The 24503-nt window shown below is 48.3% G+C and carries 20 protein-coding genes and 1 pseudogene; 15 read left to right on the top strand and 6 right to left on the bottom strand.

The genetic code is table 11. The features are described from left to right. Window positions 1–3: 3 nt before the first annotated feature. The 5 genes from rnc to acpS are packed head-to-tail and all read left to right on the top strand — an operon-like array spanning window position 4 to window position 3604. Complete coding sequence (gene rnc / locus AC6I8Y_RS14470) at window positions 4–681, top strand: ribonuclease III (protein ID WP_042473301.1); 678 nt, start codon at window positions 4–6, stop codon at window positions 679–681. Next, window positions 674–1678 (top strand): GTPase Era, encoded by a 1005-nt coding sequence (era, locus tag AC6I8Y_RS14465; RefSeq protein WP_498020417.1) that lies wholly within the window; start codon window positions 674–676, stop codon window positions 1676–1678. Before rnc ends, era begins: the two co-directional genes overlap by 8 nt. A 57-nt stretch (window positions 1679–1735) precedes the next feature. Beyond that, the gene (gene recO / locus AC6I8Y_RS14460) at window positions 1736–2434 is read left to right on the top strand and encodes a DNA repair protein RecO (protein WP_042496265.1); all 699 of its coding nucleotides are present in this window, start codon (window positions 1736–1738) and stop codon (window positions 2432–2434) included. 17 nt (window positions 2435–2451) lie between these two features. Beyond that, a complete protein-coding gene (gene pdxJ / locus AC6I8Y_RS14455) occupies window positions 2452–3186 on the top strand; it encodes a pyridoxine 5'-phosphate synthase (protein WP_042473306.1) in 735 nt (244 codons plus the stop codon). Window positions 3187–3223: 37 nt separating this feature from the next. Beyond that, a complete protein-coding gene (acpS, locus tag AC6I8Y_RS14450; RefSeq protein ID WP_394150893.1) occupies window positions 3224–3604 on the top strand; it encodes a holo-ACP synthase in 381 nt (126 codons plus the stop codon). Here acpS and AC6I8Y_RS14445 read toward each other — a convergent pair. Beyond that, the gene (locus AC6I8Y_RS14445; RefSeq protein WP_498021521.1) at window positions 3601–5178 is read right to left on the bottom strand and encodes a response regulator; all 1578 of its coding nucleotides are present in this window, start codon (window positions 5176–5178) and stop codon (window positions 3601–3603) included. The two genes, acpS and AC6I8Y_RS14445, sit on opposite strands and share 4 nt — an antisense overlap. A 58-nt stretch (window positions 5179–5236) precedes the next feature. After that, window positions 5237–6421: a histidine kinase dimerization/phospho-acceptor domain-containing protein gene (locus AC6I8Y_RS14440; protein WP_498020416.1), complete on the bottom strand. Its 1185-nt coding sequence runs from the start codon at window positions 6419–6421 to the stop codon at window positions 5237–5239. Window positions 6422–6617: 196 nt separating this feature from the next. Between AC6I8Y_RS14440 and rlmD the strand changes: the two genes are divergently transcribed. From rlmD to AC6I8Y_RS14410, 6 genes are all read left to right on the top strand, one after another. Further along, window positions 6618–7931, top strand: coding sequence for a 23S rRNA (uracil(1939)-C(5))-methyltransferase RlmD (gene rlmD, locus AC6I8Y_RS14435; RefSeq protein ID WP_498020415.1), 1314 nt, complete (start codon window positions 6618–6620; stop codon window positions 7929–7931). 68 nt (window positions 7932–7999) lie between these two features. Continuing rightward, window positions 8000–10222 carry a GTP diphosphokinase gene (gene relA, locus AC6I8Y_RS14430; protein ID WP_498020414.1) on the top strand — a complete coding sequence of 741 codons (2223 nt, stop codon included), beginning with the start codon at window positions 8000–8002 and terminating at the stop codon, window positions 10220–10222. Window positions 10223–10456: 234 nt separating this feature from the next. Next, the gene (gene mazG, locus AC6I8Y_RS14425) at window positions 10457–11263 is read left to right on the top strand and encodes a nucleoside triphosphate pyrophosphohydrolase (protein ID WP_252012578.1); all 807 of its coding nucleotides are present in this window, start codon (window positions 10457–10459) and stop codon (window positions 11261–11263) included. A 162-nt stretch (window positions 11264–11425) separates the two neighbouring features. Further along, window positions 11426–13066, top strand: coding sequence for a CTP synthase (gene pyrG / locus AC6I8Y_RS14420; RefSeq protein ID WP_128648964.1), 1641 nt, complete (start codon window positions 11426–11428; stop codon window positions 13064–13066). Window positions 13067–13142: 76 nt separating this feature from the next. Beyond that, a complete protein-coding gene (eno, locus tag AC6I8Y_RS14415) occupies window positions 13143–14444 on the top strand; it encodes a phosphopyruvate hydratase (RefSeq protein WP_042473318.1) in 1302 nt (433 codons plus the stop codon). A gap of 206 nt (window positions 14445–14650) precedes the next feature. Next, entirely contained in the window at window positions 14651–15826 is a 1176-nt protein-coding gene (locus AC6I8Y_RS14410) for an Ldh family oxidoreductase (protein WP_498020413.1), read from the top strand. A 104-nt stretch (window positions 15827–15930) separates the two neighbouring features. Here AC6I8Y_RS14410 and AC6I8Y_RS14405 read toward each other — a convergent pair whose 3' ends face one another. Continuing rightward, window positions 15931–16959 (bottom strand): helix-turn-helix domain-containing protein, encoded by a 1029-nt coding sequence (locus tag AC6I8Y_RS14405; RefSeq protein ID WP_498020412.1) that lies wholly within the window; start codon window positions 16957–16959, stop codon window positions 15931–15933. A 128-nt stretch (window positions 16960–17087) separates the two neighbouring features. Between AC6I8Y_RS14405 and AC6I8Y_RS14400 the strand changes: the two genes are divergently transcribed. Then, entirely contained in the window at window positions 17088–18227 is a 1140-nt protein-coding gene (locus tag AC6I8Y_RS14400) for an arginase family protein (protein ID WP_234495143.1), read from the top strand. Between the two features lie 168 nt (window positions 18228–18395). On the opposite strand, the pseudogene AC6I8Y_RS14395 reads toward AC6I8Y_RS14400, so the two are convergent. The 3 genes and pseudogenes from AC6I8Y_RS14395 to AC6I8Y_RS14385 form a co-directional block, all read right to left on the bottom strand. Next, a pseudogene (locus AC6I8Y_RS14395) lies at window positions 18396–19536 on the bottom strand (glycerate kinase). A 9-nt stretch (window positions 19537–19545) separates the two neighbouring features. Beyond that, on the bottom strand, window positions 19546–20811 hold the full coding sequence (locus tag AC6I8Y_RS14390) for a GntP family permease (protein ID WP_234495145.1): 1266 nt from the start codon (window positions 20809–20811) through the stop codon (window positions 19546–19548). 166 nt (window positions 20812–20977) lie between these two features. Then, window positions 20978–22120, bottom strand: a complete 1143-nt coding sequence (locus AC6I8Y_RS14385; protein ID WP_394150886.1) for a sugar diacid recognition domain-containing protein — start codon at window positions 22118–22120, stop codon at window positions 20978–20980. A gap of 93 nt (window positions 22121–22213) precedes the next feature. Here AC6I8Y_RS14385 and AC6I8Y_RS14380 point away from each other — a divergent pair, with 93 nt between their 5' ends. The 3 genes from AC6I8Y_RS14380 (at window position 22214) to AC6I8Y_RS14370 (ending at window position 24378) form a co-directional block, all read left to right on the top strand. Continuing rightward, entirely contained in the window at window positions 22214–22585 is a 372-nt protein-coding gene (locus AC6I8Y_RS14380) for a YacL family protein (RefSeq protein WP_498020411.1), read from the top strand. Between the two features lie 206 nt (window positions 22586–22791). Continuing rightward, the gene (locus tag AC6I8Y_RS14375) at window positions 22792–23130 is read left to right on the top strand and encodes a P-II family nitrogen regulator (protein ID WP_038229080.1); all 339 of its coding nucleotides are present in this window, start codon (window positions 22792–22794) and stop codon (window positions 23128–23130) included. An 18-nt stretch (window positions 23131–23148) separates the two neighbouring features. Beyond that, window positions 23149–24378 (top strand): ammonium transporter, encoded by a 1230-nt coding sequence (locus AC6I8Y_RS14370; RefSeq protein WP_252012562.1) that lies wholly within the window; start codon window positions 23149–23151, stop codon window positions 24376–24378. Window positions 24379–24503: the final 125 nt, after the last annotated feature.

The raw sequence follows: 24503 nt of genomic DNA, 5'->3' as shown, positions 1-24503 counted from the left end.
AGCATGAATTCTCCTATTAAACTTTTAGAAAAAAAGCTCGGCTATCAGTTCAATGATAGCGAGCTGCTGATGCTGGCGCTGACTCACCGCAGCGCCCACGGCAACCATAACGAACGACTAGAATTTCTGGGCGATTCAATTTTAAGTTTTGTCATTGCTGACGATCTTTACCATCGTTTTCCTAAGGTAAACGAAGGGGACATGAGTCGAATGCGTGCCACCTTGGTTAGAGGAAACACTCTGGCTGAGCTAGGGCGTGAATTCGTCTTGGGAGATTACTTAAAATTAGGTCCAGGCGAGCTGAAGAGTGGCGGATTCCGTCGTGACTCAATCTTGGCTGATGCGGTTGAAGCGATCATTGGCGCGATTTATCTTGATAGCGATGTCGAGACGGTTCGCGGCATCGTGCTGAGCTGGTATCAATCGCGTCTTGATGCGATCAAGCCGGGTGTGTCACAAAAAGATCCAAAAACTCGCCTGCAAGAGTTTCTACAAGGTCGAAGAAAACCACTCCCTGTCTACACAGTGACTAATATTAAAGGGGAAGCGCATAACCAAGAGTTTACCGTTTCCTGTGAAGTGGCAGGTGTGGATAAGCCTGTTATCGGCAAAGGCACCAGCCGCCGCAAGGCAGAACAAGCGGCTGCGGAACTGGCTCTAGAGAAACTGACCAATGTCTGATAAACCAAATTCTGATCAAGAGTTCGATCTCGATGCGTATTTCGCTTCAACGAGCGACTCGACAAGTGCAGCAACCCAAGAAAGCACCGGTGAGCAGCACTGTGGCTTTGTGGCTATCGTAGGTCGCCCTAACGTCGGTAAATCGACGCTGCTTAACCGCATTTTAGGACAGAAGATCTCGATCACCTCACGCAAGCCTCAAACCACGCGCCACCGTATCATGGGTGTGGACACTGAAGGTGACTATCAAGCGATCTATGTCGACACTCCGGGTCTACATATCGAAGAGAAGCGTGCGATCAACCGCCTAATGAACCGCGCAGCAAACAGTTCTCTAAGTGATGTGAACTTGGTGCTATTCCTTGTGGATGGTACGCAGTGGACGGACGACGATGAGATGGTGCTGAACAAGCTGCGTAAGTCGAACTTCCCTGTTATCTTGTGTATCAACAAGGTAGACAATGTGAAAGATCGCAATGACGTGATGCTGCACATGCAAGAGATGACCAAGAAGATGGAATTTGTTGATGTAGTGCCAATTTCGGCCAAGCACGGCAAGAACATCGACGTGATTCGCCAGCACGTTCGTAATCACCTGCCTGAAGCGATTCACCACTTCCCAGAAGAGTATGTGACTGACCGCTCTCAGCGTTTTATGGCGTCTGAAATCCTGCGTGAAAAGCTAATGCGATTCACCGGTGACGAGCTACCTTACTCGGTAACGGTTGAGATTGAGCGCTTCGATTACAACCCAGATACGGATGGCTTCCACATCAATGCGCTGATCCTTGTAGAGCGCAGTGGCCAGAAGAAGATGGTGATTGGTAAAGGTGGTGAGAAGATCAAAACCATCGGCCGTGAAGCTCGTCTTGATATGGAAGAGCTGTTCGACCGTAAAGTGTATCTAGAGACCTGGGTGAAAGTGAAATCAGGTTGGGCTGATGATGAGCGTGCACTGCGCTCCCTTGGCTACATCGACGATATTGAAAACAAATAATACCCTAGATCAGAGTAGCATTCGCTGCTCTGATTCCCTTTAGACAGAATATGACCTATGGATGGATTGCAACGCTGCTTTGTTTTGCATCGAAGACCTTACAGTGAATCGAGCTTAATACTCGATGTATTCAGTGAGGAATATGGTCGTGTCACGCTGCTATCCAAAGGCGCTCGAAGTAAGCGCTCAAATCTCAAAGGCGCTCTACAGCCTTTTACCCCATTATTGTTGAAGTGGTCCGGCAATGGCTCAATGAAAACATTGAGACAAGCGGAGGCCATCAGTCTTGGTCTGCCGTTAACCGGTGTGAACCTCTATTCTGCCATGTACGTGAATGAGCTGATTGCTCGCGTATTGGCAAGTGAGATACCGTTTCCTGAATTATTTCACGACTATCTTCAAGCTTTAACAGAGCTTGCCCACAATACCAATCCTGAACCTGCGTTGCGGCGTTTTGAACTCGCTCTCCTTTCTGCAATGGGATACGGTGTAGACTTCTTGCACTGTGCTGGTACCGGCGAACCTATAGATCCGACAATGACTTATCGTTATCGGGAGCAGAAGGGATTCATCGCGAGTGTGCGTAGAGACAATCTCACCTTTTTAGGTGAAGAGCTCATCGCCATCAGTGAGCGACGTTTCCTGAGTAAAACACAGTTACAAGCGGCAAAACGCTTTACACGTATAGCATTAAAGCCGTATCTTGGCGGAAAACCATTAAAAAGCAGGGAGCTGTTTCGAATGAAGCAGTCCTGATCATGGAGTAATCATCGATGAGTTCTATCCTTTTAGGTATCAATATTGACCATATCGCGACCCTACGTAATGCTCGCGGTACTAAGTATCCAGACCCAGTGCACGCAGCAGAGATTGCTGAGCGTGCAGGTGCAGATGGCATCACGATTCACCTTCGTGAAGACCGTCGTCACATCCTAGACCGTGACGTGCGTATCCTGCGTGAAACGCTACAAACGCGTATGAACCTAGAAATGGCCGTCACCGATGAGATGATCGACATCGCGCTAAAAACTAAGCCTGAATTCGTATGCTTGGTACCAGAAAAGCGTGAAGAGCTGACGACGGAAGGTGGTCTAGACGTTAAAGGTCAGTTTGAAAAGATCAAGGCAGCGACAGAGAAGCTAACGGCAGCAGGCATTAAAGTGTCTCTGTTTATTGATGCTGATCGCGAGCAGATCGATGCTTCAAAAGCGGCTGGTGCGCCATTCATTGAGCTTCACACTGGTCACTACGCGGATGCAGAAACGGAAGAAGATCAGCAAGACGAACTGAAGAAGATTGCGGCAGGTGCAAGCTACGCCGCTGACATCGGTATCACGGTTAACGCAGGTCACGGTCTGACTTACCACAACGTTGGTCCTATCGCAGCCTTGCCAGAGATCTACGAGCTGAACATTGGTCACTCTATTATTGGTCGTGCTGTGTTTGATGGCCTGCATAAAGCGGTTGCTGACATGAAAGCAGTCATGGAAGCGGCGCGCCGCGGTTAATCCGCGCACGGTAAACAACGAATAGAGGCGAGATTTAGTGGCAATATTAGGACTTGGGACAGACATTGCGGAAATAGAGCGTGTAGAGAAGGCGCTATCGCGAACAGGCGAGGCGTTTGCTAAGCGTATCTTGACCGACAGTGAGTTTACGCAGTTCCAGAGCCTGAAGCAGCAGGGGCGCTTTTTAGCGAAGCGCTTTGCTGTTAAGGAAGCTGCCTCTAAAGCTTTGGGTACGGGTATTGCTCATGGTGTCACGTTTCATGATTTTGAAGTCACAAACGACGAGCACGGCAAACCTTTACTGACGCTCAATAAAAAAGCCGCACAAATTGCGGCTTCTATGGGAGTGGTGTCTAACCACCTCTCTATCTCTGACGAGCGACACTATGCCGTCGCGACAGTCATCTTTGAAAGCTAGCCCTTGTCTTCGCTGTTATCCCCTTTTAGATACAGCTTTGAGCTTTCCAGAACCTTATCCATTTCATCCTGCAGTTCAAACAGCTCAGGCTCAATGTCTTCCAAAGAGTCTCCGGCACGCAGTGCTTTTTCAATCGTTGCGCAGATAGACTTCAGCCTTGGTACTCCACAATACGAGCAACTGCCGTGCAGTTTGTGGATCAAATGAATCACCTGCTCGACATCATCAAAACCATTATCAAGGATATTCTCACTTAACTCGGCGACTTCAGGAATAAAGTCGACCAGCATTTGGAGCATATCGATAGCCAGATCTTCTTTGTTTGCGGCTTGCTTGAGGGCAGCATTCCAATCGATCACTTGTGAGGTCGGAGCTTCGATGACAATAGGTTGAGGTGTTTCTGACTGCTGTGCTACGTCGCTCGGTGCGACAAAATCGAGACATGATTCTGGCTCCGATGGACGCACTGGTACCCATTTGTTGATCACTTGCAGTAGCATGGTCTCGTCAATTGGCTTGGTGAGGTAATCATCCATCCCCTCAGACAGCAATCTATCACGCTCGCCTGTCATCGCATGGGCAGTCACAGCAACCACAGGTGTCGCGCCATTTTGCTGAGTCTCTTTCACCAGTTTACACGCCGTCACACCATCCATTTGCGGCATTTGAATATCCATAAATACCATATCGAAATGCTGCTCTTGCGCCTTCTCGACAGCCGCTTGACCGCTGGTACAAGAGACGACCGTTTCGACGCGTTCAGAGAGAAGCGCCGTAATCAGCTTAAGGTTCGCAGGGTTGTCGTCTACCGCCATCACATTCAGTGTGCGTTTCTCAGTAGAGGCTACCTCAACCACAGGGGCGATAAGTGCCGGCTGCTTCTCAACCAGCGATTGCAGCAGTTTCTTACGTGACAATGGCTTGGTGAGACACTGCACGTCATGGGTTTGCATCAAGTAGTCAGAAAGTGCTAGCTGAGTACTCGCGGTACCAATGATGATGTTCGACGTCGATTGTTTACAGCGAGCGATCCAATCTTCAATCAATGTCAGTGGAACTTCTTCATTGGTAGGCAAGCAGACAATGATGTAGTCAAACGACTCAATACGCTCAGGTAAGGTTGAGCGATAGGTCACCATGACACCTTCATTGGTCAGTGTTTGTTGCAACACCGAGGCGGCTTGCATGTTTGGCTCAACCAAGAGTAGGCGCTTGTTATTGATCACCGCTGGGTCAATAGGGTCCAGCATAGGAATATCGGTTGAGCTGAGTTTCACCGTAAACCAGAAGGTCGAGCCTTGGTGTAGGCGACTGGTTAGACTGATGTCACCCCCCATTTGTCCCACCAGTTTCTGAGTGATAACCAAACCCAGACCCGTACCGCCGTAGCGTCTTGAGATACTGGCATCTGCTTGACTAAATGCTTGGAATAACTGCGCTTGTTGACGCTCTGAGATACCGATACCGGTATCTCGCACCATAAATTGCAGTTCCACTCTGTCTTCTTTGGTGCTCTTGAGTTCTACGGAAATATCAATATTGCCGCGCTCGGTAAACTTGATTGAGTTACCCACAAGGTTAGTCAGGATCTGCTGGATACGCAGTGGGTCTCCCACCAAACCGCTTGGGATCTTAGAATCGATTTTTTAAGGTTAGCTCTAAGCCCTTTTCATGAGCGCTGGTGGCCTGCAGTGCGACGACTTCATCGAGGCTATCTTGGAACTCGAACGGAATATTCTCCAGAGCCAGCTTACCGGCTTCTAGCTTCGAGAAGTCAAGGATGTCATTGATGATGTTCAGCAGGTTGTTCGCTGATTTTTCAATGGTTTGTAGATAGTCTGTCTGGCTATTGGTGAGCTGAGTCTTCAGCATCTGACGCGTAAAGCCAATCACACCATTAAGCGGTGTTCGTAGCTCGTGTGACATGTTCGCCAAGAATTCAGATTTCACTCGGGCAGCTTCTTGTGCGCGTTTTTTCGCGATATCCAGCTCGACGTTTTGGATCTCAAGCTGTTCAAGTGTTTCTCGTAGATCGGAAGTGGCCTGGTCGATACTGTGTTGCATCTCGACATGATACTCAGACAGCGACACCGCCATGGCGTTGATACCGTTTTTCAGTGAGTCGAGCTCACCATGCATCTTGCCCTCAATTCGCACGTCGAGGTGACCACGACGGATACGGTCGACCATATTCTTCATGTGTGAGATAGGGCGCGTCACATCGTACATGAGTCGATAGGCGAAGATGCCAGACAAGATAAGCCCTAAAACCATGACCAGGATGGCGGAGAAAACTTCTTGGTATTGCTGCAGGCGTAGCGAAGAGAGGTCGAGTTCAATCGCGATATAGCCAAGCATCTGGCTGGTAGAGGTCAATTCTCGGGTGTCCGATACCAATTGGCTCTCTGCCAAAATAGGCGCACGCAGTATCAGAGTATTATCATGAAACTCTGATGAGCTAAGAAACGGTATAGGTCTATCTTTGGGAAACGTCAGCGTATCAAAATTGGGATGAAAGTTTGAGGTGACAAACAGTTCATGAGAGGCGTCGAACACCGCTATACTGCGGACAAATTTTGAGTTTTTGCGGTGGGCGTAACTTATAAGGCGTCGGACGGATTCGCGGCTCTGATTAACAAGTCCTTGCTCACTGGCGATAGCGAGTGGCTCTATGATGCTCGCCCCCGCATTCAGTACCTGTGATTCAAGGTCGTGATAACGGTTATACGAGAAAAAGGCACTCAGAAGAAGACCGATGATTAAGGTCGGTGCCAAGGTCAATGTGATTACGCGAGCGCGAAGGCCGTATCTTGTCATTTTAATTCGAAGTCATTATTTGCCAACAGAGTATTATCTGATGGGGGGATATGGGACAATACCCAGTATTGCATCCTCAAGATGACGTAAGCTTAATCAAAGCAGCGCTGTTCGACAATCATTCAGACTCAGAATAGTGAAACTCTAACAATATTTTAAAGGCGCAGAGCACTAACGCTTTGCCTTGGAACTGGTCATGGCACGTTTTTTTAAACCAACAAAGAAAACCTCTTTTTCCAAAAAGCACCAAGAGGTGCAGATTGAACGCATGGATCACCACGGCGCAGGTATCGGCTATATCAACAAGAAGCCAGTATTTGTTGAGGGAGCTCTAGCGAACGAAAAGGTGTTGGTGCAGTTGACGGAGAGTAAAGCCAAGTTTGCCAAGGCCAATCTCATCAAAGTCTTAACGCCATCAGAGCAGCGCGTCGAACCGTTTTGCCCTCATTATTACGAATGCGGCGGTTGCAATCAGCAGCACTTAGAGCGTGAAGAACAAATCACCCACAAAGAGCGTGTGCTATCGCAGTTGATGACTAAGTTTGCAGGGCAGACTCTAGCGCTATCACCGTCGATTACAGGAGAGGGGCTTGGCTACCGTCGCCGCGCGAGATTGAGTATTCATGTCGATAAGCAGCGTGGCCTGATGATGGGCTTTCGACGCAAGCAGAGTAATCAGATCGTCGATGTTGACCATTGCCCTGTGCTCGATAACAAGCTCAATGCATTGATTCCTGAGCTACGTAAGATTTTTGATGGCTTTAAACAGCCAAGTATTTTAGGGCACCTTGAACTTGTGCTTGGCGAGGCAGGACCTATCGCGGTTATTCGTCACACCAAAGCACTGAGCGAGAAAGACCAAACTCGCTTAATCGAGTTTGCTGAGCAAATGGGTATCACGCTTTATTTGATGCCAGAGACCAACCAATTAGATCGAGTGGTCGGAGAGCAGCCTTATTACGCCGAGGTCGGCGTCAAGCTACCGTTTTTGCCTTCCCACTTTATTCAGGTTAATCAAGCGATCAATGAGCGTATGGTGACGCAAGCGCTAGAGTGGCTCGCGCCAGTAGAAACGGATCGCGTGTTGGATTTGTTCTGTGGGTTGGGTAACTTTACCCTGCCGCTAGCCAGTCGCAGTGCCCACGTGGTTGGTGTTGAAGGGGTTCAAGATATGGTCGACTGGGCCGCGGACAACGCGAAACTAAATGGCATTTCGAATGTCGAATTCTATCAAGCTAATCTTGAGCAGGACTTATCGAGCATGCCATGGGCATCGCAGCAGTTTGACAAAATTTTGTTGGACCCTGCGAGGGCTGGCGCAAGCGGCGTGATCGACCAAGTTTCCGCATTAGGTGCGACACGTGTCCTTTATGTTTCTTGCAATCCTGCTACCCTTGCGAGAGACAGTCAAAGCCTACTTGAACAAGGCTATACATTGACTCGATTAGGTATGATGGATATGTTCCCTCATACCAGTCACCTTGAGTCGATGGCGTTGTTTGAAAAATAGCGCAGATGTCATAGTAATAACGCTAACTGGGATAGGTTAGTGAACCAATAAACTAGGAAGAAAAAGAAATGGTTGCGGTAAGAAGCGCGCATTTGAACCCAGAAGAGCAATTCAATTTGGATAATTGGATTGCATCACTTAAGCAAGATAAGAACACCTCAAAACGGCTGAAAGACGTGTATCGTCAGTGCGAGGAAATCGTTGCCGATAGTGAGCAAGGGGCATTGCTGTTGTGGCGCGGGAGAGAGATGAATGAAATCCTCATTACCCTGTCTATGGATAAAGCGACGCTGGTGGCGGCGCAATTGTATCCCGTGGTCTCTAGTGGTCTTTATGATCGTGAACTGCTAGAAGAAAACTACGGCAAAGAAATCATCAAACTGATCGATGGCGTAGAAGAAATGGCCGCTATCGGTCAGCTCAACGTTACCCTTGAAGGCTCTGAAGCCTCGGGTCAGGTCGATAATGTCCGTCGTATGCTGCTTGCCATGGTGGACGACTTCCGTTGCGTGGTTATTAAGCTCGCTGAACGTATTTGTAACTTACGTGAAGTGAAGGATGAGCCTGATGAGGTTCGCCGCGCGGCAGCGAAAGAGTGTGCCAACATCTACGCACCACTCGCCAATCGTCTTGGTATCGGTCAGCTCAAATGGGAAATCGAAGATTACGCCTTCCGCTACCAGCAGCCAGACACCTACAAACAAATTGCCAAGCAGCTTTCTGAGCGTCGTATCGTCCGTGAGCAATACATCAAAGACTTTGTTGACGATTTAACCAGTGAGATGCAAGCCTCGAGCATCCTTGCAGAAGTCAGTGGTCGTCCAAAGCATATCTACAGCATCTGGCGCAAAATGCAGAAGAAGAGTCTGGATTTTGACGAGCTGTTTGACGTGCGCGCGGTGCGAATCATCGCTGAGCGTTTGCAAGACTGTTACGCCGCTCTAGGTGTAGTACACACCAAATACAAGCACTTACCTAGCGAGTTTGACGATTACGTCGCTAACCCTAAACCGAATGGTTACCAATCGATTCATACCGTGATCTTGGGGCCTGAAGGCAAAACCATTGAAATCCAGATCCGTACCAAGCAGATGCACGAAGACTCCGAGTTGGGTGTTGCCGCGCACTGGAAGTACAAGGAAGGCGGCAGCGGCGGTCGCAGCGGCTACGATGAGAAGATCACTTGGCTGCGTAAACTACTCGACTGGCAAGAAGAGATGTCAGACTCTGGCGAGATGCTTGATGAGCTTCGCAGTCAGGTGTTTGATGATCGCGTCTATGCCTTTACACCGCGTGGTGATGTGGTCGACCTACCAATGGGCGCGACTCCGCTTGATTTCGCTTACCACATTCACTCTGAAGTGGGACACCGCTGCATTGGTGCGAAAGTAGCCGGACGTATTGTTCCGTTTACTCATAAGCTCGCAATGGGTGATCAGGTTGAGATCATCACGGCGAAAGAGCCAAACCCATCTCGTGACTGGTTGAACCCATCACTTGGCTTTGTGCACTCTGGCCGAGCTCGCGCCAAGATCAATGCCTGGTTTAGAAAGCAAAGCCGCGAAAAGAACTTAGAAGCGGGTCGTGAGATCCTTGAAGGAGAGCTGGCTAAGATCGGCGCGACACTCAAAGATGCTGAGCAATATGCCTTGAAGCGCTTTAACGTAAACTCGGCGGACGAGCTGTATGTCGGTATCGGCAGTGGCGATCTGCGTATCAATCAGATCATCAACCACATCAACGCTTTGGTGAACAAGCCAACGGCGGAAGAAGAAGATCAGCAAGCGCTAGAAAGATTGCAAGAGTCTGAGAATAAAGCTCCCGCACAAAGCCGCCCGCATAAAGATGCAGTGGTGGTGGAAGGTGTCGATAACCTAATGACTCACTTAGCGCGTTGCTGTCAGCCAATTCCAGGCGATCAGATAAAAGGCTATATCACCCAAGGACGCGGTATCTCAGTGCACCGCGCGGACTGTGAGCAGCTTGAAGAGCTTAGTCATCACGCACCAGAGCGTATTATCGATACGGTATGGGGCAGCGGATTTGTTGGTTCATACATCTTAACGATTCGTGTTGAGGCGATGGAGCGTGGCGGTCTACTGAAAGACATCACCACCTTGCTGACCAACGAAAAGATTAAGGTGACTAGCATGAAGAGTCGCAGTGATTACAAGCGTCAGCTATCTATCATGGATTTTGATCTGGAAGTGAACAATATTGAGGTATTGTCGCGCGTGACCAAGCGTATTGAGCAGATTAAAGATGTGATGAATGTGAAGCGGTTGGGGTAGTTGGGCGTATTATTTTGAGCTTGGCGCTTTTACCCCTCCCAGCCTCCCCTAAATAGGGAGGAGCATGCGAATGACAGGCGATGCGACGCTAGGAGCTAGCCTTCTGTTCTCCCCCTAAATAGGGGGAGCTAGAGGGGGTAAAAAACCGCGCGCTCCCAACCCTTTACAAACCAAAAAACAATAACCAAGGGCGAGTGCTACCACACTCGCCCTTGTCGTAACCAGGAACCCAACATGACCCAACCTATAGACCAACTCCTCACAATCATGGCTCAGCTCCGCGACGAAGAAAAAGGCTGCCCATGGGACAGAAAACAAACCTTCGAAACCATTGTTCCTCACACCATCGAAGAGACCTTTGAGGTGGTGGATGCCATCCACAACAAAGACTGGCCGAACCTAAAAGAAGAGCTGGGTGACTTGCTGTTCCAAGTCATCTTCTACAGTCAGATGGCGAAAGAGCAGGGGCTGTTTGATTTTAATGAGGTGGTAGAAGGGCTTAACGAGAAGCTTACCCGCCGCCATCCGCACGTTTTTTCTGACGTTGAGTTTGAAGATGAAGCGGCGATCAACGCCAACTGGGAAGCAGAGAAACAGAAGGAAAAAGCGCAACTAGGCAAAACCGCGCAAAGTATTCTAGACTCAATACCACAGTCGCTTCCTGCACTTTCTAAAGCCAACAAAATACAGAAACGTTGCGCAAAATTTGGCTTCGATTGGGACGCGCTTGGGCCTGTGGTTGAGAAGGTTCAAGAAGAGATCGAAGAGGTCGTTGAAGAAGCGATACAAGTCGATGTAAACGAAGACAAACTGGAAGAAGAAGTGGGCGATTTGCTGTTTGCCGCAGTGAACCTTTCTCGTCATTTGAAGAAAGATCCTGAAGTGGCGCTGCGAAAAGCTAATGACAAATTTGCACGCCGATTTAAGGGTGTAGAAGCTCGTGTTGCGGGCGAAGGTAAGTTATTGACAGACTTTAGCCTTAACGAGCTAGATGCGTTTTGGAATGATGTAAAAAAACAAGAAAACAGCTCGGATTTGTGAACCACTTCTCGCTGGTGTAAGTTTCTACTATTGATTTGAAGCAAAAAATAAAAATTTTGAATGTGATAAGTTTCACGTTGTGGCGGTAAAGGGCTTCTGGTATATTTGCATCCCGTCCAGAAGAAATCCATTTTCCCTCATTCAACCAACTTCAGGTTAAACATGACGACAAATTATATTTTTGTTACTGGCGGGGTAGTATCCTCTCTAGGTAAAGGTATTGCAGCAGCATCTCTTGCAGCAATTTTAGAAGCACGTGGTCTTAAAGTGACCATGATGAAGCTTGACCCTTACATCAACGTTGATCCAGGCACAATGAGCCCAACTCAGCACGGTGAAGTGTTCGTCACGGAAGATGGCGCTGAAACTGACCTTGACCTTGGTCACTACGAGCGTTTCATCCGTACCAAGATGACAAAACGCAACAACTTTACTGCTGGTCGTGTTTACGCTGACGTTCTACGTAAAGAGCGTCGTGGTGACTACCTAGGTGCGACTATTCAGGTTATCCCACACATCACAAACGCTATTAAAGATCGTGTAATCGCTGGTTCTGAAGGCCATGACGTTGCGATCGTTGAAGTTGGTGGCACCGTTGGTGATATCGAATCTCTACCATTTATGGAAGCAATCCGTCAGCTAGCGGTTGAGCTTGGTCGTGAGCGTGCAATGTTCATGCACCTTACTCTCGTTCCTTACCTAGCAGCAGCGGGCGAAGTGAAAACTAAGCCAACGCAGCACTCTGTAAAAGAGCTTCTATCTATCGGTATCCAACCAGATATTCTTGTTTGCCGTAGCGATCGCATGATCCCTGCAAACGAGCGTAAGAAGATCGCTCTGTTCTGTAACGTATCAGAGAAAGCGGTTATCTCAATGAAGGATGTAGACTCTATCTACAAGATCCCTCAGCTTATCAAATCGCAAGGTCTTGACGATCTTGTTTGTACTCGCTTTGGCATCAACGCTCCAGAAGCTGACCTATCTGAATGGGAACAGGTTATCTACGAAGAAGCGAACCCAACGGGTGAAGTTGTTATCGGTATGGTTGGTAAGTACATTGAGCTTCCAGATGCGTACAAGTCGGTGAACGAAGCGCTTAAGCACGCTGGTCTTAAGAACCGTCTGAACGTGAAGATCAAGTACGTTGACTCACAAGATGTTGAGAGCAAAGGTGAAGAAGCACTAGCAGGTCTAGACGCTATCCTTGTACCAGGTGGCTTTGGCGATCGTGGTGTAGAAGGTAAGATCCGCGCAGCTCAATACGCACGTGAGAACAAAGTACCTTACCTAGGTATCTGTCTAGGGATGCAAGTGGCGCTTATCGAATACGCTCGTAACGTAGCGGGCATGGAAGGCGCACATTCAACAGAATTTAACAAAGAGACGAAATACCCTGTGGTAGGCTTGATCACAGAGTGGGTTGATGGTGAAGGTAAAGTTGAAGAACGTACTGAAACCTCAGACCTTGGCGGTACAATGCGTCTAGGTTCTCAGCTGTGTCACCTTGAGAAAGGCACAAAAGCTTTCGAACTATACGGCAACGCGAAGATCCACGAGCGTCACCGTCACCGCTATGAAGTGAACAACGTACTTCGTCCTCAGATTGAAAAAGCAGGTCTTAAAGTTTCTGGTCTGTCAGCAGACAAGAAACTGGTTGAAGTGATCGAGAACCCAGCACACCCATGGTTTGTAGCTGCGCAGTTCCACCCAGAATTCACTTCAACACCACGCGATGGTCACCCACTGTTCTCTGGCTTTGTTAAGGCAGCAGGTGAGTACCAGCGCGGTACTGAAGAAGAGTAAAAAGGATACGGGCGGCAGCGAAGGTTAGTGCGGCTGCCCTAAATTTGACATTTATATTTAATGAGAGGAAACATTAATGTCTAAGATCGTTAAAGTTCTAGGTCGTGAAATCATCGACTCACGTGGTAACCCAACTGTTGAAGCTGAAGTTCACCTAGAAGGCGGTTTCGTAGGTATGGCTGCGGCTCCATCTGGCGCATCTACTGGTTCTCGCGAAGCTCTTGAGCTACGTGACGGTGACAAAGCACGTTTCCTAGGTAAAGGTGTTCTTAAAGCTGTTGAAGCTGTGAACGGTGCAATCGCTGAAGCTCTAGTTGGTAAAGACGCTAAAGCTCAAGCTGACGTTGACCAAGTAATGATCGACCTAGACGGTACTGAAAACAAGTCTAAGTTCGGCGCGAACGCTATCCTAGCTGTTTCTCTAGCAAACGCTAAAGCTGCTGCAGCGGCTAAAGGCATGCCTTTGTTCGAGCACATCGCTGAGCTAAACGGTACTGCTGGTCAGTTCTCTATGCCTCTACCAATGATGAACATCATCAACGGTGGTGAGCACGCAGACAACAACGTTGACATCCAAGAGTTCATGATCCAACCAGTTGGTGCTAAGACTCTTAAAGAAGGTCTACGTATCGGTGCAGAAGTATTCCACAACCTAGCTAAAGTTCTTAAGTCTAAAGGCTACAGCACTGCAGTTGGTGACGAAGGTGGTTTCGCTCCTAACCTTAAGTCTAACGCTGAAGCTCTAGAAGTTATCGCAGAAGCTGTTGCTGCTGCTGGTTACGAACTAGGTAAAGACGTAACTCTAGCTATGGACTGTGCAGCATCTGAGTTCTTCGACAAAGAAGCTGGCATCTACAACATGAAGGGCGAAGGTAAGACTTTCTCTTCTGAAGAGTTCAACCACTACCTAGCTGAGCTTGCTAACCAATTCCCAATCGTTTCTATCGAAGACGGTCTAGACGAGTCTGACTGGGATGGCTTCAAGCACCAAACTGAACTACTAGGTGACAAGCTTCAACTAGTAGGTGACGACCTATTCGTTACTAACACTAAGATCCTTGCTGAAGGTATCGAGAAAGGCGTAGCTAACTCTATCCTTATCAAGTTCAACCAAATCGGTTCTCTAACTGAGACTCTAGCTGCTATCAAGATGGCTAAAGACGCAGGTTACACAGCTGTAATCTCTCACCGTTCTGGCGAAACTGAAGATGCAACTATCGCTGACCTAGCGGTAGGTACTGCTGCAGGTCAAATCAAGACTGGTTCTATGAGCCGTTCTGACCGTGTTGCTAAGTACAACCAGCTAATTCGTATCGAAGAAGCTCTAGGTGAAAAAGCACCTTACAACGGTCTTAAAGAAGTTAAAGGTCAAGCTTAATTCTTGATGTTTACTGACTGATAGAAAGCCGCTCATTTGAGCGGCTTTTTTTGGTTTAAGGCCAGCGAAAACGGGAGATGTGTCGTCAAAGCGAGTAACAGTTTAAGTAACAGCATCCAGTATGTTACTTCTGGATTTCGTCTCATGGTTTAAAGTAGCTATAGTTTTCATAAAAACGTATTCCTACTTATACAGAGGACATTACCATGGCTAAAGTTAGCAGCCCTACTACAACGTTTAACAACGAGTATTTCTTATTTATCGTTTCTGAATCTTGGAAGCACATCGGTGCCTCTCAAGCTCACGCTGATATCCTAGCGCACAACCTACTTGTAGGTGGCCTACAGGGTAAACTACACCAAGGTCTAGGTGTTATCGAAGCGGTAACTATCCCTTACGAAGCGGGCATCCTTGACACGACGACGACTCCAGAAATCGAGTCTGAAGGTGATACTTGGGCTGTTTACAACGGTAAGAAGTCTTCTGGCCACTACGTATGTACGCTGATGGCTCAAACGGCTATCGAGAAAGCACGCAAGCACGGTATCTCAATCGTATTCGGTTACGACCACTGTGACGGCGGCAACTTCTCTAACTACACACAGATGGCAATGAAAGAAGGCATGTTTGCGATGTCTTCAAACAACTCTGTACCTCTAAACGCTCCATTCGGCGGCATGGATCCAGCAATGTCTTGCCCTCCGTTCGATGCGGCTCTAGTTGGCGGTGAAGAGCTACCACTAGTTACGTCTATCATGATCGGCGAAGGCTACGACTCTCACATCTGCGACGCTATCGTTAACGACCGCGACCTACACGTTGCTGCACTTGTTGACCAAGACACGGGTGAGCTAACGGCTGACGCTCGTAAGTGGGGCTCGCTAATCGAAGGTTACGGCCGCGTTGCTGACTGTAAAGCACCATGGACGTTCCTAACGCCACGTCTGTACTCGCTAAACATCTGGAACGAAGTAATGACAGCAATCATCAACCCGAAAGGTAAGATTGCTCCTGAGCTTCCAGCGGTACCAAGTGACTTTTTCACTATGGAAGATGCACCATGTCCAGTAGGCGGTTCTTACATCCTAGTGATCGACCCAAGCCACTTCGGTCCAATCGAAGAAGTGAAGCGTAAGTCAGACATGTTCGTTAAAGCGATCAAAGAAAACCGTCCACGCGCTGGCTTCAACGAAGTATTCATCCCAGATGAGTGGGGCCTAAAAGCGCTTGCAACTGCAACTGACGAGCACCAAGTAATGGACGCTCACTGGGACGGTTTCAAAGACTTCCTAAAACGCTCTGGCACTTCAATCGAAGAGCTAAACGCGAAGTGGGAAGCGAAAGTTGGCGCTGAGCGCGCAGCGGAAACTATCCGTAAGTAATTTGAAAATCATACGCACATGATTTTTACGCCCAGTCCTTTGGACTGGGCTTTTTTATGCTTGTCACTCATAGAGTCGATCACTTTGGAAGAGAGCTGCGAGGCTTATTGTGGTTTGTTCTGCACACGAAACTGCTTAGGACTGCAGCCAACGTAGCCTTGAAACGCTCGGAAAAAAGGCGGGGCTGAGTGGTAGTTCAACATGTCGGCAATTTCCGTCGTCGACAGATCAGAGCTAACCAAAAACTCCTTGGCGACACGCATTCGTGTATCCAAAACCAGATGCTTGAAGGTGGTGTTTTCTTTTTCTAGTTTGCGACGCAGCGTACGTGGCGTCATGTTCATTTCCTCGGCGACCGCCTCCATACTAGGAAGGCCGTATTTCAACTGGGACAACAGCTTGACGCGAATCTGGTAGCTGAGCGGTGCATCCATTTCATCATCAAGTTGCTGGCTTTGAAGTGAGGCGATGTGGGCCACCAAAGAGGGCTGCAAGCTAATCGCATGATGGATCCAATCTACGGGGAAGCGCACTTGATGCTGATTGGCATCAAAACTTAGGTTGTGTGAGAACACCTCTTTGTAAAGCGCTGCGTAGCTCGGGGCTGGATAGGCAAAATCGACATGAATCAAGGAGGCATCAAATCGCTCTCCCAGAAACTGTTGTAAGCCTAAGTAATAGTGGCAAAGCGATTCTTCGACATTGTAATGCTGCGGAGAGAGGCCGTCAGAGCGGTCAACAATAGTGATGTAAGCCCATTCACTATCGTAGCCGATATGAATATCGACATAGTCTTTGGTCACAAACGAAAACTGCAAACCCGTGTCGAGCAGCTGTTTGATATTTTGGCAGTTGATCATAGCGTAGCCCCACGCACCCATATCTTGCAGCTTCAATCGCTTAGCAATACGAAGCCCTAGACCGTCAATATGAAGTTGATTCACCGTACTGCTCATCAGTTGGTGCACCTGTGAGACCTCAATCGGGTGATAGTGACCGAGATTGATGCGCACAATATTGGCCTTACGTAAAAATTGCTGGGCATCGAAGTCACTGCCGATAGATTGGCGCACGACGGCTTCCCAGTGACCGATAATGGCTTGCAAAAAGTGCTGACGGTTTAAAGAGTACACAAATAATGTCCTGAAATATCATGTTGCTGTCCTGAAGTGTAATTAATAACTCAGGGCTTAGCCACTATAATGAGCGTATCTTGAGAAGCAAAGCTGATTTGCTTGTCCAATAACGAGAGGAATTATCCATGTTTAAGCCAAAACGTGTTGAGATTGCGAAAGAAAAGCTAGACCTATACCAAGACATCTACTGGAACAAGTCAGATGCGGATTTCTACATCAACGAAGACATTGCTCCTATGCAAGCACGCATGGCTGAGCAGGGCGTTGAAGCATTCAGCTTGCTAGGTAAGCAGCACGTTGGTGCATTTGGTGCGCCATATGTGAACAGCTTTGAAGGCGTTGATATCGCAATGTACGGCCTAACTATGGATAAGTGCTCACCAAACGCTGGTGGCCACAAGTTCGGTCCTGCTGCTATCCGTGAAGCATCAAAAACGGGTATGGGCATGATTCACCAAGACGGTACGATGCCATTCGAACTGTGTAACATCATCGACTATGGAAACTGGGATGGCCTAGGTCAATTCAACCTAGACGAAGAAATGCGTGCAGCTCAAGAAGTGGTAGACGACATGGTTGTTAACCACGGTATCACGCCATTCTTCTTTGGTGGTGACCATACGGTAGCATACCCAGGTCCAGCGGCACTGGCGAAGGTTCACGGCCCAGTATCGCTCATCCATATCGATGGTCACTTTGACCTACTGACTCGCAAAGACTTCGACTACGAGTCATATTCAGGCAACTGGTACTGCCGTCTAGCATCAGAAGGTGCAATGGATCCATCAACCAGCTTCAGCCTTGGTATGCGTGGCCGCTGGTGTGCATCACAGCAAGGCAAAGCGAAAGCGATTGGTGGTAACTTCTTCCTAGCAGATGAAATCTACGACCTAGGCATTGACTACATCGTTGAGCAGATCCTTGAGAAGCAAGGCGACGGTCGTCCGGTTTACCTAACGTTTGACCTAGATGGCCTAGATCTACTAGACCACAGTGCAAACTCAAGCCCAGATCCATTTGGTGTCTCTGCGCGCATGTACTACGACATCTTCCGTAAGCTTCGTGCTACTAAGCGTATCAACCTAGTAGGTGCAGATATCGCGGAATTTGCTCCTCAGAAGAACTCTGACGAGAAAGATGCGTTACTAACAGCCGCATTCGGTTGGGAGCTACTGACATGGCTAGCTGAATGTCGCCACATCCGTGAAGGCAAGAAGAACCCAACTAACTGGCCAATGAACTTCGGTCGTAACATCGAGTTCTAATAAGACTTGGTCCGCTTCGTAGATGCCATCCCTGCGCAAGCAGGGATCTTCTCACAGCGTCCACCAAGCCTATCGTAGATTCCTATCTGCATAAGCGTACGGCTAGTGGAATGACATAAAAAATGCCCGCTCAATTGAGCGGGCATTTTGTTTTGTAGCAAAAGGAAACTATTTGCTGAAATTCATCGCCATCGCAGCAGCGATGTTGCGAGAGGTCATCTCGACATTAAACGCCGCTTCTTTCAACGCCGTCGGCAAATCGGTCGCACCAAGTACCACGCTGTAAGCTGCATCAATACCGTGCTCATGGACCACTGCGCAATCTTTCGCAGTACTACCAGCAATTGCAATCACAGGAATATCGTATTGCTTAGCGGTGCGCGCCACACCAATTGGCGTTTTGCCATGGATAGTTTGGCTATCAATTCGACCTTCACCAGTAATCACAAGGTCGGCATCTTTGACCACTTCGCTAAGGTTTACAGCATCCATCACGATCTGAATGCCCGGACGAAGCTCGGCATCGAAGAGACCTAAAAGTGCAGCACCTAGACCACCCGCAGCGCCAGCCCCTGCGGTATCTACGACGTCACGACCATTGGTCGATTTAATCACACCTGCGTAGTGCGCCAGGTTAGTGTCTAGCGTTTCAACCATCTCAGGCGTTGCCCCTTTTTTGCGGGCCGAACACATGAGAGGCGCCCTTAGGGCCACACAGTGGGTTATCGACATCACAAGCCACTTCAAGTCTGATTTCGGCCAGGCGAGGATCTAGCTTAGAAAGGTCGATACTTGCAAGCTTACTTAGCTCACCGCCACCAAAACCCAGTGGATTGCCATCCGAGTCGAGCAGTTTAGCGCCTAATGCCTGCGCCATACCGATACCGCCATCATTCGTTGCGCTACCACCGATGCCGACGATGATGTGTTTAACGCCGCGATCCAGCGCCGCTTTAACCAATTCACCTGTACCAAAAGTGGTGGTCACCAGCGGGTTGCGCAGCTCTGGTTCCACCAAGTGAAGACCAGAAGCGGCCGCCATCTCGATGATAGCCGTGGAACCATCACCCATCAGACCGAAGAAGCCTTCGACGGTTTGACCTAGCGGGCCAGTGACTTCACAAGTAATAATCGAGCCGCCAGTGGCATCAACGAGCGATTGAACTGTGCCTTCGCCGCCGTCTGCCATAGGTAGTTTGATGTATTCGGCATCGGTGAAGATCTTCTTAAATCCTGCCTCAATAGCTTCGGCAACTTCCATGGCCGTAAGACTTTCTTTGTATGAATCTGGAGCGATGATAATTTTCATAATTAAACCTTAAACAAATAGACCGAACACACCGAAGATCATTACCGAAACGAAGGCGATCATCAGACCAACCGCAGACTCGTAAGGAATGAGTTTGAGACGCTCGCGAATATCCATATGCACAGCGCCGCCAGTGGCGTGGAAGAAGCTACCGTGTGGCATGTGATCCAGAACAGTAGCACCAGAGTGAATCATGGCTGCGCCCGCTAGAGCAGGAACGCCGAGTTCAAGAATGGTAGAGCTAAATACGCTAGATGCTACCGCCGTACCTGCTGTGGTCGATGCGGTTGCAAGTGCCATCATGGCACCGGAAATTGGAGCAAGTAGATATGATGGAAGACCAGAGGCGGTCAGAACATCAATAAGGCCATCTTTTAGGCCAGAGTTAGCGATGATGCCAGCAAGTGTACCCGTACCAAGAAGCATCACAGCTACTGGTGCCATGCGCGATAGGCCAGACACTGCAAAGTGGTTGGTATCGGCAAAACGACCCATGACGACGGCGCCAATCAAGCCACCAAGCGGTAGTGCGATGAGCGGGTCAACGTTGATGCCTGCAATAGGACGAAGCGCAAGCAGAGCGATAGCAACAAGAGGTGCCACAATCGCAGCGCCAAATTTAGGTAGCCTAGAGTGGTCAACTGCAACCACTTCGCTTTCGGCGACTTTAGAGCCTTTGTTGACCAGCTTTTTCGCTATGAAGTAAGCGAAGATCATACCGCAGAGACCCGGGATGACGCCGGCTGCCATTACTGAGGTCAGCGGTACGTTGAACGCATCGGCCGCCGCAATGGCGTTCGGGTTTGGCGACATTACGTTACCCGCTTTACCACCACCGACCATCGCCAGTAAGATAGCGGTCTTAGAGATGTCAGCACGGCGTGCAATCGCAAGTGCGATAGGCGAAACAGTGATAACTGCCACATCAACGAATACGCCAACCGCAGTTAGGATCATGGTGGCAATCGCCAAAGCGAGAAGCGCGCGGGTTTCGCCCACTTTCTTAACGATGGTCTCTGCGATGGATGTTGCAGCTCCTGACTCGATCAATACGCCCGCCAGCACACCAGCGGCAAGGATGCGCAATACTGCTGTGACAATGCCTTGTGCACCGCCAATCATTAGCGCAACGGTATCGGTGAGAGAAACGCCGCCAACGACACCACCGACAAGCGCGCCGATGATCATGCCGTAAGCAGGTGGAACTTTTTTAAGGATAAGGGCAATAGCAACAACCAGAGCTGCTAATGCGCCTAAGGTAGAGACTTCAATCATGGTTTGGTTTCCGCAATACTAATTTTATTAATTATTTAGTTGGGTCTTGTGACCCTTATTGAGCGGAAGAGTAGCCATTTAGGGGGAGATTTTCTTTATGCGAACTGACGAATTTATCACTGCTGGTTATCGTTAATTTGTGCAATTGCACAAATTAACGGATTTTTTACAAACATTTTAACGCAAGGTAGAGCTGAACTTTTTCATCTAAGTTATTGATATTTAATTTAGTTGTCTGTTCTATTTTCTCAAGTCGATACCGCAAAGTGTTACGGTGGATATGGAGGCTTTCACAAGTTTGAGCCAGATCGCAGTTTTGTTCAAAAAAGGTGCGTAGTGTCTTTAGCATTACGCCTTTACTATCTGCAGCTACCAGTTTTTCGATCGGAGCCTTCAGTTGAGTCGCACGCCACGGGTCATGTTTAATGCTGCTCACCAGCACCGAGAGTTTCCGGTCTTGGTAGAACAGTATGGGACCATCATTACTATGACTGCTCTCAATGGTGGCTTTGGCGGTTTCGTATGATTTAGCTATGCCGACGAGTTCAGGGAAATAGTCTCCGATGGCCATCTGAATAGAGAAGTCACACTCTTGGTCGATACGCTTAAGCAGTTTAGCGACTCGCTTTTCTTCCTCTTTGCGATTCCATGCGTTATTGACGACCGTCACCGGTTTCAATACCACGATCTCATTCATCGATACCGAGGCAATTCCGACGATGTTATCGCGCTCAGGGTACTCCAGAAGATGTACCAGTTTCTGCAGGTGCTCCAGTGTGACTGGTTCTCCAGGCAGCGGGATCACTTTGATCACTGTGGCCACACGAGGCTGTGCGAGATCAAGATCGAGCCGCTGAGCAATAGAGAGCAGTTGTCCCTCATTTAAACTTGATCCTTCAATGAGCTGCAGTAGTAACTCTTCCCGGTGGCGTTTATTCCATTGAACCTGCGACATAAGTGCAGCCTGTTCGACAATAAGCTCAGCCGTCATTTTTACCAGCTCACCGTAGCTTCTCACCTCTTCAGGCGTGCCTGAGATCCCGACAACACCAATGACGTTGTTATCGTAGATGATGGGTAGGTTGATGCCTTTTTTAACGCCGGACAATGTGGAGGCAACGGAATCATTGATCTCTAAGGTTCTATTATCTCGGATTGCTAGCAGTGCCCCTTCATGTGTTTGGTGCAAGCGTGACGGATCGCTAGAGCCAATGATCACGCCATTCTCGTCCATCACGTTGATGGAGTGTTCGATGATCTTCTTGGCGCGATCGACAATTTGTTTAGCAATGAGAGAGTTAAGCTGCATAAGGTCTGAGTCATAGAGAGCGATGTCATGAGTATACCCGATTGTCTCGTAAACTAAGGTATAATCGCCGCGAGATTACTAAGAGAAACAGTGATGGAATTCGAGTTTATTAAAAACAGTTTCACAGGTGAGTACCTAGTGAGATGCGAAATGGGCCAAGAAGTGATTGCTCGTTTGTTGCATGAAGAGATCAGTACCAGTGACCGCACCATCATGGAAATTACCGAGTTGCTCACCCAAGCTGCCCAGTTTTCGGGCAATGAGTTTAATTGGCAAGGCAAAGAGATTTCACTTAGCGTGGTGGACTCCGAGGTTCATGTTTACGAAAACTCCTTAGCTTTTGATAGCTTAATGGAGATGGATGAAGAGTTTTCTGTCTACGAAAGTGAGAGCCATAGCGAGTGTGGGCTAGAGGATTTTCGCTCAGTTTTAGAGCAATGGGAGCGTTTTATTCATAATAGGTAATGATCCTTTGCCCCAAATTTGCACACTCCTAGTGCTAATAACATAAAACGCATTATTTTTGTGAATACCTTGCACCATTAAAGTGCAAGGTATTTTCATTTATGTAACATGAAATAGTCAAATCCTTATATATCAATGATTTAAAAAGTTGGCACGCACCTTGATTACTAGAATACGTAACAGGGATAAAAGGCGAAGGGGATGCCATGAAACTTATTAACGCAATCATTAAACCATTCAAACTCGATGATGTAAGAGAAGCACTTGCAGATGTTGGTATTGAAGGTATGACAGTTTCTGAGGTCAAAGGATTTGGCCGTCAGAAAGGACACACAGAATTATATCGTGGTGCGGAGTACCAAGTGGACTTTCTACCGAAAGTAAAACTTGAAATCGCAACGCACGCAGACAACGTAGACCGAGTTATTGAAGCGATCACGAACGCTGCTCAAACCGGCAAGATTGGCGACGGAAAAATATTTGTGTACGACCTAGCCCAAGCAGTACGTATTCGTACGGGCGAAATGGACGCTGAAGCACTTTAAGGGATTGGAGAATTTATTATGGAATTAGCAACAACTGTCAGCGAACTGCGTTATGCGCTGGACACTTTTTACTTTCTTATTTCAGGCGCACTAGTAATGTGGATGGCAGCAGGCTTCGCAATGCTAGAGGCAGGCCTAGTTCGCTCTAAAAACACCACAGAAATCTTAACCAAGAACTTCTGTCTGTACGCGATTGCGTGTACTTGTTACCTCATCGTAGGCTACCACATCATGTATGTTGATAACGGCGAAGGCGGTTGGCTACCATCATTTGGTGCGCTAATTGGTACGCAAGGTGAAGGCGCAGACCATTCTCTAGAATCGGACTTCTTCTTCCAAGTAGTATTCGTTGCAACAGCAATGTCAGTAGTATCTGGTGCGGTTGCTGAGCGTATGAAGCTTTGGTCTTTCCTAATCTTCTCAGTAGTGCTAACAGCATTCATCTACCCAATGGAAGGTTACTGGACATGGGGCGGCGGTTTCCTATCAGAAGCCGGCTTCAGTGACTTCGCAGGTTCAGGTATCGTTCACATGGCGGGTGCAGCAGCAGCTCTAGCAGGTGTTCTACTACTAGGTGCTCGTAAGGGTAAATACGGTAAGAACGGTGAAATCCACCCAATCCCAGGTTCGAACATGCCGCTAGCAACACTAGGTACGTTCATCCTATGGCTAGGTTGGTTCGGTTTCAACGGCGGTTCTCAGCTAATGGTCTCTGACTTCGAGAACGCAACAGCGGTTGGTCAAATCTTCCTAAACACGAACGCAGCAGCAGCGGCGGGTGCAATCGCAGCAATGCTTGTATGTAAGACAACGTGGGGCAAAGCTGACCTGACAATGATTCTTAACGGTGCACTAGCAGGTCTGGTTGCAATCACAGCAGACCCACTGTCTCCATCACCAGTTTATGCTGTAGCAATTGGTGCAGTAGGTGGCGCGCTAGTGGTATTCAGCATCATCGGCCTAGACAAGCTTAAGATTGACGATCCAGTAGGTGCTATCTCAGTTCACGGTGTGTGTGGTTTCTTCGGTCTAATGGTTGTTCCACTAAGCAACGGTGACGCAACGTTCGGTGCACAGCTTCTAGGTGCGGCAGTTATCTTCGGTTGGGTATTCGCAGCAAGCCTAGCGGTATGGGCGGTACTGAAAGCAACAATTGGTATCCGTGTATCGGAAGAAGAAGAGCTAGAAGGTATGGATATGCACGACTGTGGTGTTGGTGCTTACCCAGAGTTCGTCAGCATGAAGTAACATTTAATCACATTTTTATTAAAAACCTGCCTTAATAGGCAGGTTTTTTTATGTCAGATCATTGTTTTTCAAATCTGTATGAATATAATAACGCAACTGATAAACGTTCTCATTATGAATTAAAG

Source organism: Vibrio sp. KUL78 (assembly GCF_059725505.1).
The sequence above is the reverse complement of the archived record's forward strand: the minus strand, read 5'-3'. Positions and strand labels throughout refer to the sequence as shown.